The 14,458-nt window shown below is 34.7% G+C and carries 9 protein-coding genes; 5 read left to right on the top strand and 4 right to left on the bottom strand.

The window, feature by feature from the left end; translation table 11 throughout:
- Positions 1–33: 33 nt before the first annotated feature.
- From ACOYLT_RS06885 to ACOYLT_RS06875, 3 genes are all read left to right on the top strand, one after another.
- Positions 34–999: a polysaccharide deacetylase family protein gene (locus ACOYLT_RS06885; protein ID WP_422853125.1), complete on the top strand. Its 966-nt coding sequence runs from the start codon at positions 34–36 to the stop codon at positions 997–999.
- 232 nt (positions 1,000–1,231) lie between these two features.
- Positions 1,232–2,101: a hypothetical protein gene (locus ACOYLT_RS06880; protein WP_422853124.1), complete on the top strand. Its 870-nt coding sequence runs from the start codon at positions 1,232–1,234 to the stop codon at positions 2,099–2,101.
- Complete coding sequence (locus tag ACOYLT_RS06875) at positions 2,098–3,261, top strand: glycosyltransferase family 4 protein (protein ID WP_422853123.1); 1,164 nt, start codon at positions 2,098–2,100, stop codon at positions 3,259–3,261. The genes ACOYLT_RS06880 and ACOYLT_RS06875 overlap by 4 nt, the downstream gene beginning before the upstream one ends.
- 181 nt (positions 3,262–3,442) lie before the next feature.
- Here the strand turns inward: ACOYLT_RS06875 and ACOYLT_RS06870 are convergent, their stop codons facing one another.
- The 4 genes from ACOYLT_RS06870 to ACOYLT_RS06855 are packed head-to-tail and all read right to left on the bottom strand — an operon-like array spanning position 3,443 to position 8,381.
- Positions 3,443–5,248: a T9SS type A sorting domain-containing protein gene (locus ACOYLT_RS06870; RefSeq protein ID WP_422853122.1), complete on the bottom strand. Its 1,806-nt coding sequence runs from the start codon at positions 5,246–5,248 to the stop codon at positions 3,443–3,445.
- Between the two features lie 25 nt (positions 5,249–5,273).
- On the bottom strand, positions 5,274–6,449 hold the full coding sequence (locus ACOYLT_RS06865; protein ID WP_422853121.1) for a porin: 1,176 nt from the start codon (positions 6,447–6,449) through the stop codon (positions 5,274–5,276).
- A gap of 1 nt (position 6,450) precedes the next feature.
- On the bottom strand, positions 6,451–7,179 hold the full coding sequence (locus tag ACOYLT_RS06860) for an SdiA-regulated domain-containing protein (RefSeq protein ID WP_422853120.1): 729 nt from the start codon (positions 7,177–7,179) through the stop codon (positions 6,451–6,453).
- The gene (locus tag ACOYLT_RS06855; RefSeq protein ID WP_422853119.1) at positions 7,176–8,381 is read right to left on the bottom strand and encodes a hypothetical protein; all 1,206 of its coding nucleotides are present in this window, start codon (positions 8,379–8,381) and stop codon (positions 7,176–7,178) included. The genes ACOYLT_RS06860 and ACOYLT_RS06855 overlap by 4 nt, the downstream gene beginning before the upstream one ends.
- 390 nt (positions 8,382–8,771) lie before the next feature.
- On the opposite strand from ACOYLT_RS06855, the gene ACOYLT_RS06850 reads away from it, so the two are divergent.
- Both ACOYLT_RS06850 and ACOYLT_RS06845 read left to right on the top strand, forming a co-directional pair.
- The gene (locus ACOYLT_RS06850) at positions 8,772–12,536 is read left to right on the top strand and encodes a hypothetical protein (RefSeq protein WP_422853118.1); all 3,765 of its coding nucleotides are present in this window, start codon (positions 8,772–8,774) and stop codon (positions 12,534–12,536) included.
- 258 nt (positions 12,537–12,794) lie between these two features.
- Positions 12,795–14,458, top strand: a 1,664-nt coding sequence (locus tag ACOYLT_RS06845) for a YDG domain-containing protein (protein ID WP_422853117.1), incomplete at its 3' end; no start/stop codon positions are given.

The raw sequence follows: 14,458 nt of genomic DNA, 5'->3' as shown, positions 1-14,458 counted from the left end.
TCTGTTTCCTAATCTATCTTAAAGCTATTCGTTATGAAAAAAGGCGCTTTAGTCATTTCTCTGGATTTTGAATTGGTATGGGGTCTATTTGATCATATTGCTATTCAAGATAAACTACTTTACTTTGATAACACGCTTAGTGTTATTCCAAAATTGCTTGAGACCTTTGAAAAAAATAATGTTCATGTAACTTGGGCGACCGTAGGCATGCTCTTTAATGAAAACTGGGAAGAATGGCATGTTAACAAACCTGCTTTATTGCCCACGTATCAAAATCTAGATTTAAATCCTTATTTGTATGGAGAAAAACATAGAAAAAGTGGTTTAGACCGTTTCTTTTTTGCACCTCAACTTATCAGAGCCATACAAAGTGTTAAGGGTCAGGAGATAGGTTCTCATACTTATTCTCATTATTACTGTTTAGAAAAAGGTCAAACGAGAGAACAATTCAATGCCGATTTACAACAGGCTGTTATAATAGCAAACAGATTCTCTGTCACGCTGGAATCACTTGTTTTTCCTAGAAATCAATTTAATGAATCGTATCTAGAAACTTGTCAAAAGAATCAAATTAAAACGGTTAGAACTAATCCTAGTTCTTGGTATTGGGATGCTACTAATCCTGATACTATTTTTACAAAATTAGCTCGTACAGGAGATGCTTATTTGCCTTTGAGTAAAAAATCATATAAGGGAGATGCTATACCAACTTCAAGAGTTGTGGAGCAACCAGCCAGTCGTTTTTTAAGACCACAACATTCACAAACCCTGCTTAACAGCGCACGTGTTTATAGAATAAAAAACGAAATTATACATGCTGCTAAAAATGGTGAAGTCTATCACCTATGGTGGCATCCGCATAATTTTGGTATAGACCCTGAAGGAGCTCTGGAGGCATTGCAACAAATTCTGTCCGTATTTCAACAGTGTCAACAAACCTATGGCATGGAAAGTCTTACTATGCGTGCACTAGCTCAGCCTTATCTTTCGCATTCATAATACCCTATCAATAGTGTTAAAATGGTTTAAAAATAGCTCTAGATACTATTGGCTCCTTTTGGGTTATCATCTAATCTTTACTTATTTTGCCTATCAAATTCGAGTTGAAAGGGGTAGAGCGGACTCTCAGTTATATTGGTTTCAAAACTTTTATACCCAAGGAAAATCTTGGTTTGATTTTTTTCATTACGGCACCGATTTTATTCTCTTTATAAATTATCCTTTTGTAAAAATGGGCATCCCTTATTGGGGTGGCTTTTTGCTCTACAGTACTATAGGTTTTTTGGGAATTATTCAATGGATTCGTTGGGCAAAGATAGTAATGAAAGACACTTTCATTACTGACAAAACTACTTTGTTTTGGTTGGTTTTTTTGCTGCCCAATCTTCACTATTGGACTGCTAGTTTAGGAAAAGAATCTTTTGTTTTTTTTGGAATTGCTTCTATTTTTTATGCTTTTGCTACTAGTCATTTCAAGTCTATTTCATTTGTATTGGGAAGTTTACTAGTTGTAATCATTCGACCACATGTGGCTTTGATGCTTTTTTCCTCCATTGTCTTGTTACTACTTTTTCAAAAGCGCTATTCCCTTAAAAAAAGACTATTTTTATTTTCAGGAGGTTGCCTCCTCTTGTTCTCACTAACGTATATGTCATTCCAAGTTTCCTCTATCCGCTATTGGAATTGGGAACGCATTCAACATTTTAATCAATACGCTTTACTTTCGTTTAGGGGTTCAGGTTCTTATGTGCCCATGTTAGACTATACTTATTTTTACAAAATATTTTCGTTTCATTTCAGACCCTTATTTTTTGATTCCTATTCTATCTCCCTGTTTTTTGCCAGTATAGAGAATTTGCTGATGCTTATTATTTTTATCTTAGCTTTATTATTTATTGTCCGCTATTATACTCTGCTAGTTTTTCCTTCATGGATGAAAATTACTTTTTTATTTTCGCTTTTGGCGTCTGTTATCTATATTGAACGTTATGCTAATTTGGGTATATTTATGCGCACCAAAATGATGTTTCAGCCTTTTTTGCTCCTAGCCATGTTAAATATTATTAGTCAAGGCATTACTCATTATAAAAAAAAATCATGAATAAACCCAAATTAGTTCGTGTTACTACCGTTCCTATTTCTTTGGACAAGCTACTGCATGGTCAATTAAGATTTATGAGTGCTTATTATGAAGTTATTGCCCTTAGTTCTGATGAAGAGTATCTCAGTAGGGTAGGTGATAGAGAAGGTGTTCGAACGTTTCCACTAGAAATGTCTAGAAAAATAACACCAATTACGGATTTATTGGCTATAATAAAACTTTTCTTTTTCCTAAGAAAAGAAAAACCATTCATTGTACATTCCCACACCCCTAAAGCAGGTCTAGTTACTATGATAGCCGCTAATCTTGCCCGAGTACCTATACGACTTCATACTGTAGCGGGTTTACCACTTATGGAAACTACTGGCATTAAAAGAGTAATTCTCAATTTAGTTGAAAAACTAACCTATGCTTGTGCTACCAAAATTTATCCGAATTCTATCGGGTTGAAAGATATCATTGTACAAGAAAAATTTTGTACCTCCTCAAAATTAAAAGTATTAGGCAATGGTAGTAGTAATGGCATTGATATTGGCTATTTCGATCCAGAGTTATTTACTGAATCTCAAAACCTTGACTTGCGACAAAGCTTAAACATTGGAACTAGTGATTTTGTATTTATTTTTGTAGGTCGATTGGTTTCGGATAAGGGCATTAACGAAATGGTTGCTGCTTTTGCAAGTCATCAAATTCTTCATCCTCAGTCTAAATTATTACTCGTTGGAGACTACGAAGCCGATTTAGATCCTTTGACTCCCATAACTTTAGAAGCCATTCAAAACAATAGTGCTATCCTAACTACAGGTTTTCAGGCTGATGTACGTCCTTATTTTGCTTTGGCCAATGCTTTGATTTTCCCTAGTTATCGAGAGGGTTTTCCAAATGTGGTTATGCAAGCAGGGGCTATGGGATTACCATGCATAGTAACCAATATTAACGGCTGTAATGAAATTATCAATGAAGGTATTAATGGGGTAATTGTATCCGTAAAAAATACAGTTAGCCTACTACTTAGTATGAATGAATTTGTTGAAAACAGCCAACTCTTTTATCAACTCCAAACTAAATCTCGTTCAATGATTGCTACCCGATATAATCAACAGGTTATTTGGGAAGCTATCAAAAATGAATACGATCAATTAAAGGTTACCCTTTACTAATTTTATAATTTGAACCTCTATTTACTGATTGATTTTTTAAAAAATCAATTTTGTAAGTTAGTCAGACTGAGCTTTTCATAGGTTCTTCTTTATTTACTTCGAAAAGCTCAGGCTGAAATTTTATTTTAATTGCGTTTTTATTGTAACTTGAAAAATTATTTATTGACGCTATTTATTCGGATTATTTTACAATTAGTTTGCTTGTACCCTTACTAGTTTTTATAAAATATATCCCAGAGGCAAATAAAGAAGTGTCGAAATTAGAGGTCTCTTTTTTACTTAAAATTAATTTACCGCTTATGTCATACACTTCCATTTCCTGTGGTTTATTAAAGTAAACGATTCCCTTATTAGATGGATTTGGATACATGATAACAGCATTGTTGTCAGTAAAATCAGTAGTTGAAAGCGTAGCCACATCTACGGATATATCATCTAAAGCCAGTTGGGCTCTTGCTCCAGTTCCACTAATGTAATAATAAACCCATCTCACTTGAACAAGAGGTTGTCCGTTACAACTTGAAGGTAATGCTGTTATTACATTTGTTGATGTATTATCAGTGCCACTCAAATACTCTTGTGTAGTTGGAAATTCCATCCAACCTGCATTTGGATTTCCACCAGCAGTTCCTATTTTATATTGCATTCTCAAGCCATAAGCTCTAAAATTTTGTAGAATCGTTCTACCAGTCCAATATATATTGATGGAATAGGCATTGGAAACCCCAGTTGTGTTAAGCGCTAATACAATAGCACCAGCTCTACCACTAGCAATAGAAAGACCAGTTGTTTGAGTAGCGTCTGATCCGTCACAAACACCAGTGAATTGAGAATTTCCTGTATTTATCATAGCTATCCCATTAGCACCCTCACCAGTAAAACGTGCTCTAGAAGTTAGACTATAAAGACAGCTCCAATCTTCTGTAAATAAAGTATTTAAATCAGGATCAGCAGTGGAGTGACTCCATAAAGCCATATTTGCAGGATAAGTACCAGCAGGATTGGTAGTATCCCATTGTGTTAGCACCGAATAGTTGTTTGTATCTGTTACCGCTAAAGGAGAGGGATTGGTCAATATTGGTGTTACACAGTTTCCTGTCAATGCCACGTTTTGTGCAGTGACACCAGAAGCAGCAACACTTAAATTACCCGAAAAACTGCCATTAGAAGTACTATTTAGTCTAACATAGATAGGTGTTGACACTACAATGCCTGAGGCAGGAATAAGGTTTAATGTTGCAGTAAATCCAGTTGTTGGATCTAAAGAAATTTCAAAATTTGTTGGAGCGGTTAGCGTTACATTTCCAACAAGATTGCTTCCCGAAACTGATACAGATTGACTTTGTGATGGCACTCCAATAACCTGAGTAAAACTTAATGCTGTTTGACTCAAAGTAATTTGTGGCGAAGTTGATTGCGAGATGGTTACATCATCAATTACTAATTTAGCAGCCGTAGAAGTTCCACTAGATCCTCGAGTAACCAAAAAACGAACTAACACACTACTTTGATTATTAGCTTCTGTTGGTAGATAGTAGGTATATGAGGTAAAAGATGTTTGATTTGTATTTGGTAAAGAAGCTACCGGTGTACTTCCTAACCAAGTGATTCCTCCGTCAATTGAAGTGGCCATGGTTAACACTACATCTCTTGTTCCAGTGCCATTCAACATTGATTTTGCTACAAAGCTTACAGCAACCGATTGATAGTTTGTTAAATTCAAACTCACTTGAACATCTCCATCAAAATTGCTTGTGGGAATAATACTTACTGCAGCAGGAGCAGAGTTAAAATCTACATCATCTCTAAAAATCCTTGAAGATGGGGCAGCAACTGTATTTCCCGTCCAGTTAGTAATAAAAGTTGAATTGGTTCCCTCTATAAATGTAGCTCCAAAACTTTCAGTAGCAGGTAGACTGCTAATTTGTCCGAAAACACTAACTGAAGTAATAACTAACGCTACTGTAAAAAGTAATTTTTTATTCATAATTATTTAATTTTAAGTTGAAATTTTATTTTAATTGAAATTGAAATCCTAATCTAAATTGTTCTTTCCAAGTTTGAGTATCACTACTTTCATCGCGCAAGATATTAAAATATTGGAATTTAACCATAGCATTTGTTCCTTTTAATTTGTGTCCAATAGCAGGAGAAAAGCGTCTGGCATTGCCATCAACTAAATCATTTAAATCTAACTCTTCATATCTTAATGATAAAATGGTTCTCCAATCTTTACAATAATAATTTAACTGAGCGATGTATCCTCCCGATAAGATGTATCCATTGGTTTGGTCAGAAGTGTAATTTTGAAATAAGGGATCATTAGGATTTTGTGGTTTTGATTTCATTTGATGGATTTCAAACTGTCCAGAAAACCCCCTATATTGAAATGCAACATCAAAGCCATAAACAAAACGTTCGCCATCAATAACTTTCAATCCATAAGAACTAGTAGCATTAGTTGGAAAAGCGGTTCCCGTAGGTAGTTTTTTATTAGCATATCTTCCTGCAACCCCTATTTGAAACATCGGAATAGGCGTGTGTCTTTCGTCAATTTCAGTATATCTGTATCGAGACGGATAGGAAACATCCATACGGCCTGTGTATTCTAATTGTCCGCTAGGGTCGTTATCGCCGTTTAATGAAAGTTCACCTAGACCGGTGTAAGCACCTAAATACGCATTGGCTCTTTGTTTCCAAAAATTCTTTATAAAAGTTACTCCAACATCACGCACTGAAAAAACAGAACCTCTTGTTATTTCGGCACCTTGCCAATAAGCACTATTTTCAAATGATACCATAGTATTTCTTGAGTAATGTAATTTACCATACCCCATTTCAACATCCATAAATTTAAGACCTTTGTAGGTAATATTGGCATCTAGTAGTCCAGGGTTCTCTGGGTCAATAACAGTATTGATGTTGTTAGCTGCCATATCGGCAAAATCTACTTTTAGAGAAAGTTCAAAATCATTTCCTATTCTTCCATCTATACTTAATTGTGCATCTCTTAATTTAAAACGGTTTTTAGAAGCATCAACTTCACCCGATTTTAAAGCCCGATAATTATAAAATCCAGAAAAACCACTAGAAATTTCTAAAGTACTTTTTCCGTTTGAAATGACAAACTGAGCAAATGAGGTGTTTATGGATAGGATTCCTATTACTAAGAGTATGTTTTTTTTCATTTTATTTTTTTTCAGGATTGTTGAAATAATACACACGTTGCATATCATCACAACTTATAACGATATTTCCTTCTTTATCAAAGGCCAATCCCTCTGGATTTATAACGGGCAAAGACCATTTTTTTATTACATCATAAGTTTGAGGGTTTACTTTTAACAACATCATATCTTCATCACTTAACAGCCATAAAAAACCGTCATAAAATCGAGCAGAGGATATGTCACTTGCCATGGAACTTAAATCGGTTTGATTTGTTATTTTGAATTCGGTGTCTAATTCAAAAAGTAATACCGGATTACTTTCGGTCAGTAAAGCGAATTTGTTTGTTGTTTTATTGAAGTCAAAAGATTCATACCCTTTGTTTCTTGCGCCATCATAAGGAATTACAGTCGATTTAATGAGCTTGAACGTTTTACTATCGTATTTATAAATCGTGCGATTGCTTTCATCTACAGCGTAAACAAAACTCCCGTCAGAAGCAACCGCTTCAAAGTCGGTTCCTTTTTGAACTTGTTTTTTTAAAACATTAAAATCTTTATCGGTTTCGTAAAGAACACCTGTATCACTTACAATGAAAAAAGTATCCGTTTTGCTATCATAACAAATGTCTGAGGGTTCAGGAATTTTAACGGAAACCGATTTGATAGGTTTTAATTTATCTACTTTTTGTGCATTTACAGAAAGCGTGAAAATAGTTATTCCTATACAGATGTATATTTTAAAAATCATATATGATTGGCTTGAAAGGTTACATTGTCAATTCTATTGTTTCCTGAGATTCCTGATGCTTCTGTTCCACCAAAGTTGATTTTTACAACAAAATTAGGATTGTTATTAGCTCCAATTATTGCTGAAAAATCTAACGTAATTACATCATAGGAGGGGTCAATATTCGGATTGAATGTGGTTGTTGCCAATCCGGTTGTTAAAAAATTAACTCCATCTAGACTATAAGAATAATTTTGAATGGAAGCTCCAGAAGCGGAACTTCTTGCCGTTGCAAATTTCATTACTACATTTTTATACCCCGTGGTTGGTGCAGTGATGATTACGTTTCTAGTATCACTTGGATTTCTAAATCGTAGTCCTAATCCAGCAACATCGCTATTTTGTAGGTTTAAAGCAGAACCTGGTGTATATTGATCCATATATCCAGCGCCAGTTCCCGTATATTTTATAGTAGCAGTACTTGTAGAAAGTAGAGAAATGTCTGCATTTACGTTTGTTAAAGTGCCTGTAGCTAAATTATTAAAATTCCAATAATGAAGTAAATATAAGGGTGTCGTACTCACTGGAATTCCTTTTACGGTAACATTGTCAAATCGATTGTTTCCGGAAGTTCCAGAGGCATTACTTCCAGTAAAGCTAATTTTTATTTTGAAATTAGGATTGTTATTCACCCCTGTAATTGAAGTAAAATCTAAAGAAACCAAAGAAGCAATTGGATCAATGGTTGAATTGAATGTAGTTGTATTCAATCCTTCGTTACTATAATTGGTCCCATCAACAGTGTAAGAATAATTTTGAGTTTGCGCCCCACTTGATGTTGCTGCTGTTGCAAATTGAACAACAATAGTTTTATAACCAGTTGTTGGCACAGCCATTACTAAATTTCTTGTATCACTCGGATTTCTTGCGCGCAATCCAGAGCCAGCATCTTCAGTATTTTGCAAGTTGCTATCATAACCTGGTGTAAAAGTGTCCATATAACCAGCGCCCGAACCAGGATAGCTTATTGAAGCACCACTCAAAGGTAGTAGGGTTACGTCAGGGTTTACCAATGTTTGAGTGCCCGTAATAGTATTAAAATTCCAATAATGAATCAAGACACTTGTAGGATCAATGACAACATCATTATTTTCAATATTCCTATCTTCGGTACACCCAAGTAATAGTATAATTGAAAGTATAAAAAAAGTAGTTTTTTGCATTATGTTAAATTTTTTCACAAACATAGGTAAGGAATTAGGAATGCATGTTAAGTTACTATTACCTCTATGTAAATTTATTGAAACCTAATACGTTATAAATCTGTGTAATGTTGTGATTATAAAATCATATGAATTTTGATCAAAAGACTCTATTTTAAATTAATTAACGAACACGTATTTTTGTCTATATTTACGTAATTAACAGCTTGAAACAAGTTATTAACATTTCTATTAGTTTACAATAAGATAACATTACTTTGTGTAGTCTCTAAATGTATTGAATTATTTTTGCTTAAAATTTTATTGATTTTCACAAAAATTATAACTGACATAGAATTCAATAAAATTTAATTATTACTAGCATAAATGAAAGCAAAATTTTTCACATTAATGAAAAAAATAATTTTTACTTTTTTATTGATTTTTTTAGTTACGTTACACGTTAATGCTCAAACTACTATTACCTCATGGACATATGATCCATTAAATGGGACAGCTTCTAGTCCTACTCCAAATATAGGTTCAGGAACATCCGCTATTGTTAATTTAGCAACACCTATTACTGCTCAAGGATTATCTTCCACTACAGGTTGTGGCTCTGGAAATTCTGGGAATGCTTGGCAACATCAAAATTTTGACCCAGGGAGTTCCAATGAAGTGAATGGAGTACAATTCAAAGCTGGGACAACTGGATATACTAATATTATATTTACATGGGATCTGCGTTTTTCAAATACGGCTCCTAATACAATTAGATTACAATATACCACAGATGGCTCTACTTGGAATAATTTTACGATGTCTGTAATTAATACAACTTATTGTTTAGGTTCCATAAATACAAATGGATGTTATGAAACAAATACTGGAGATTCCTATCGAAGAATTAGAGTTGATTTTACTTCTATAACAGCCGCTAATAACAATCCTAATTTTGGAGTTCGATTATTAGCTTCCTATTATCAGTCATCAGGACAGTATAGGCAAAGTACTACTCCTGCTTCGGTTACAACTGGTTCAGGAACTTGGCGTTTTGATAATGTTAGCTTCTTAGGTACTCCAACATCAACAGGTGCAGTTATTTCGGGATCAACTTCAATTTGCTCCGGAGGTTCTGCAAATATTAATGTTACCATAACGGGAGGTACTTCTCCATATACAGTAGTTTATTCTCCAGATGGAGGTACTACACAAATTACAAAAACTAGTTATACTTCTGGTTCTAATATAACTGTTACACCTGCATCAACTACAACCTACACTATAGTGTCTGTTAAGGATAGTGGCAATAACATTATTTCTCCAGTATCAGGTTCTGCAGTCGTAACTGTTACAGCTGGTTCTTCCCCCACCTTTACTTCTTCGGCTACTACCAACTCTTGTGCAAGCACAGATATAGTTTACACCACCCAATCGGGTATGGATAATTATTCTTGGACTTTTCTTAAAGGAGTTTCGGCCGCCGTATTAAATATAGATTACATCATAACCGCTGGTTCAACTTCTTCAGAAACCGTAACCGTTCAATGGGTACTTGTTTCGGGTACGGCTACATTTTCTGCTACCGTAACTTATAACTCCTGTTCTGGAGCATCAGTTACGTCTTCTACAACAGTGTATTTTTTGCCAAGTACCCCAACTTGGGCTGCTCAACCCTCTGGATATGTTTGTACAAATGTAGCACAAACATACACTACAGCAGCAAGTAAATCTAATTATGTATGGACAATACCTGGTGTTGTAGGTACTGATTATACAGTAACGTATTTTCAGAATGTAACGTCCGTTGCTTCAAGTAATTTAGCTAATAAGTTGGTAATAACTTGGCTAACAGCTGAATCCAAAACCGTAACTGTTAATTATAGTAATCAAGCATCTCCTAATTGTCAATCGGCAACTTCATTAAGTAATACTATAACAGTTTTGGCGCCACCAGTAATATCCTCTTTTGGACCTATTGCAGCACAAGTTTTATGCACGGGAGGGTCTTTTTCCCCTTTAACTGTTGTTGCAACGGGTTCAGGAACTCTCACCTATACTTGGATTAGAAGAAATCCCGGACCTTTACCTTCTGGTTGGACTGGAACAACTGCAGCTTATCAAACTTTTACTCCAACTCTTGGAGCTTCTGGTGGATATACTGTTACAGTTGGCAATGGAGCAACAGGATGTTCCGTTACACCACCAATTCCAGCTGGCCCTTTTACTATTACACCAGCTTCTGTTGGGGGAACTGTTTCTGGTAGTGCTACCGTTTGTACTTCCACAGCAAACACTTCACTTTCATTATCTGGAAATACTGGTTCAGTTTTATACTGGCAATCCTCAACCGACAGTACCTTTGCAACAGGTGTATCCACTATTTCAAACACTACTACTTCATTGACTGCAACAGGTGTAACAACCACAACTTATTATAGGGCAGTAGTTCAAAATTCAACTTGTTCAACAGCTAACTCTGCTTCAGGAAATATTACCGTTTCTTCGGCTACATGGAATGGTAGTAGTTGGATAAATGGCCCCCCTACATCTACAAAGCAAGTAGTTTTTGATTCAGATTATACTTCTGCAGGTTCAGGTGCTGGCGATTTAGAAGCTTGTTCTTTGAAAGTTAATTCAAATAAAAATGTCGTTGTATCTCCAGGTGATACTTTTAACGTTCAAAACGAAGTAATTGTAGATGCTTCTGCAACTCCCGGAATATTAAATTTTGAGAGTGGATCGAGTTTAGTTCAGGTCAATTCAGTTGGGGTAATTAATACGGTAAATATTCGTTATAAAAGAAATGTTAGTGGGTTGAATGGATATGATTATGTTTATTGGTCATCACCAGTTTATAGTACAGGTTCCAATGGTCAATTATTGGATGGTATTTATTCTTCACCCGCACAAGGATATAAATATAAATGGGATCCTACAGCGACCAATGCTAATAGTACTCAAGGAAATTGGATTTCAGCTTCTGGTGATTATATGATTCCAGGAAAAGGGTATATTGTAAGAACTTCAAGTTCGTATGGATTGACAAATCAAACCATTAATGCTGATTTTACAGGTGTGCCTAATAATGGAACATTAAGTTTACCTATTAATAGAGGTTCATTGTCGGGGCTGAATGATAATTATAATTTACTAGGTAATCCTTATCCATCGTCGATATCCATTATTAAATTCTTGCAAAATAATACTTCAATAGATGGAAATGTTTCACTTTGGAAACATACTAATGCACCGACCTCTAGCACTAGTCCTTTTTATCAAAATTTTCAGTACAATTATTATAATGATTATATAACAGTTAATGGAACTGGGGGTTCTAATTCTACTACAACACCCTATTATATTGGAGCAGGACAAGGGTTCTATGTTTCCATGTCAGAAAATCCTGTTACAGATTATGGAAGTTTAAGCGGTTCAATAACCTTTTTGAATTCAATGAGAGATAAAACATATGATAACAGTATTTTTTATAAATCTGCTTCTGAAAAAAATAGAATCTGGTTGGATCTTTTAGATTCAAATAACAATCCTATACGAACCTTAATTGGTTATGTTGAAAACGCAACTAATGATGAAGATAGAATGTATGATGCAGAAATCACAATGGGTCCTGAAAATAAAATATATTCTGTTATAAATAATAAACCCTATATTATTCAAGGAAAATCGTTACCCTTTGATATAAATGATCAAGTACCGTTAGGAATAACCATTGACTCTTCTGGAGCCTACAAAATTGCTATTAATGAAGTAGATGGATTATTTGAGCAAGGGCAATCTATTTATTTAGAAGATAAATTGCTTCATGTTATTTTTAATTTAAGACAGGCCCCTTACGTTTTTACAACTGATCAAGGAACTTTTAATGATCGGTTTGTGTTGCGGTATACCGATACATCACTTTCTAATTCTGATTTTTCGGATTTATCGTCTTCTATTGTCGTTTTTAAATCACATGATTTTGTTACTATCCAATCTGATAAGACACTAATTGGTGAAGTTGTGGTTTATGACATTCAAGGCAGAATCATCCATGATTTTAAAAATCTAACTACTTCTGAATTTCAATTTTCTGTACCAACAGCGCAACAAGTTTTAGTTTTAAAAATTATAACTGCCAATAACTTATCTTTTTATAGAAAAATTTTGAATTAAACATTCGAATTTAACCCGTTGGGTGTAATTTTTAAATAATCTTCCTACAAATTTATTTTTAGGAAGATTTTTTTTTTTAACAATTTTCTTTTAGGAAGGTTTTATTGTTAATAATTTTATTTTATTTCCGATAAAAAGCAAAAAAAAGCGACTAATTGCTAAATAATTATTTGTTAACACAATAGTAACTTTAGACTGTATTGAACGATTAAAATCCTTTTCTATTTTTGACACAATCTAATATAAAAAATTTCATCTATGAAATCAATTTTACATACATTGCTTAGTTCGTTGGGTCGTAGTTTTTCAAAAGCGGTAGCAACAAGTTCTAAAAACAGTTTGAGCGCTAGCTCATATTTGTTAGAAAAAAGTGGTAACCACATTTTCTTGGTTTCTTATCTTTCCACATTTATGAATTCTATTTTTGGATTTATCCAAAAGAACACGGCCTCTGTCTATGGGCAAATGAAGCTTAGTCAAAGTCATCGTTTTAAAGTAAATGCTCTTGGAGTATTGACTTTAGTGCTGTTCTTTGGAGCTAATGAGATAAAGGGGCAGACAAATCCTTCTCTTTTTGACATGAGTACCGGCTCTTCTTATACTTTTGCATCATGGGCTAGTACATCTACTGCGGGAACTTATCCTTCAAATATGTATATTTGGCAGCATGCTATAGCAGATCCTACTTTATCAACTTCTTTTACAGGAAATTATTCTATTGCTTATAGTTTTACATCAAAAACAAGATGTTCAGGTCAAGGTACAAATGGATTAAGTTTTGTAAATACAGGAAGTACTAATACAGGCGGCGGCCAAGTAGGGGCAGCAGTTGTTGGTTTAAATACAACAAGTAGAAATACAATCATTGTTGCTTGGACCGGACGAACAATAGGTGCTTCAGTGTTTAGTGGTACACAAGATAGAGCCACATCTATTAGATTACAATATAAAGTTGGTAGCGGCGGTACATGGACTGATGTGTCAAGTTCAACAGAATATTCATCTTTAGCGACCTCAAGTTCATATAAAGCAATTGGTAATTCTCAGAATTTTTCACAAACACTTCCAGCAGCATGTGAAGGTCAATCCTCAGTTTATGTAAGATGGGTTTACTTTACAGCTAGTGGTACAATTGGTTCAAGACCAGAATTAGGTATAGATGATATTACGGTATCATCAAGTACTGCAGCATCAACGCCAACCATTTCAACATCAGGAACACTTTCTGCTGTTAATACTACATACGGTACGGCTTCTTCAAATACTAGTTTTTCAGTTTCTGGAGCAAACATGTCTGCAGGTATTACTGTAAAACCACCTGCTGGTTATGAAGTTTCAACAAGTAGTACTTTTACAAGTGGTATTGGAACTAATGCTTCTCCAATAACTGTAGGTGCTGCAGGAACAATAGCTTCTACACCCGTTTATGTTAGATTATCTTCAACAGCTACTGTTGCAGGTTCTCCTTATAGTGGTAATATTGTATTGTCAAGTGCAAGTGCAACTAGTGTTAATGTAGCAACAGTATCAAGTACAGTTACTGCAAAAGCGCTTACTATTTCAGTTGCTGCAAATAATAAACCATACGACGGAACAACTACTGCTGCTCTAGAAACTCCTGCTTACGTGGGTTTAGTTAATGGTGAGTCTTTCTCAGTTACAGGTACTGCTATTGCTAACTTTGCGGATGTAAATGTTGGCACTGCCAAAACAGTAACTATTTCTGGTTATACTGCTCCTAGTACTAACTATACTTTAACAGCGCAACCTTCTGCTACAGCAAATATTACAGCTGCTAATTTAACTATTACTGGTGTAACTGCTGATAACAAGGTGTATGACGGAACTACGACTGCTTCATTAGTTACCACATCAGCTGCTTATTCTGGATTAGTAAGTGGCGATACTTTCATTGTTCAAGG

It is taken from the genome of Flavobacterium sp. (assembly GCF_049318185.1).
Classification (GTDB): Bacteria; Bacteroidota; Bacteroidia; order Flavobacteriales; family Flavobacteriaceae; genus Flavobacterium.
The sequence above is the reverse complement of the archived record's forward strand: the minus strand, read 5'-3'. Positions and strand labels throughout refer to the sequence as shown.

Bases quoted from the DNA above. Each gene is read 5' to 3' on its own strand.
- ACOYLT_RS06885 (WP_422853125.1), top strand. From the start codon at position 34: ATGAAAAAAGGCGCTTTAGTCATTTCTCTGGATTTTGAATTGGTATGG.
- ACOYLT_RS06880 (WP_422853124.1), top strand. From the start codon at position 1,232: ATGGGCATCCCTTATTGGGGTGGCTTTTTGCTCTACAGTACTATAGGT.
- ACOYLT_RS06875 (WP_422853123.1), top strand. From the start codon at position 2,098: ATGAATAAACCCAAATTAGTTCGTGTTACTACCGTTCCTATTTCTTTG.
- ACOYLT_RS06870 (WP_422853122.1), bottom strand. From the start codon at position 5,248: ATGAATAAAAAATTACTTTTTACAGTAGCGTTAGTTATTACTTCAGTT.
- ACOYLT_RS06865 (WP_422853121.1), bottom strand. From the start codon at position 6,449: ATGAAAAAAAACATACTCTTAGTAATAGGAATCCTATCCATAAACACC.
- ACOYLT_RS06860 (WP_422853120.1), bottom strand. From the start codon at position 7,179: ATGATTTTTAAAATATACATCTGTATAGGAATAACTATTTTCACGCTT.
- ACOYLT_RS06855 (WP_422853119.1), bottom strand. From the start codon at position 8,381: ATGCAAAAAACTACTTTTTTTATACTTTCAATTATACTATTACTTGGG.
- ACOYLT_RS06850 (WP_422853118.1), top strand. From the start codon at position 8,772: ATGAAAAAAATAATTTTTACTTTTTTATTGATTTTTTTAGTTACGTTA.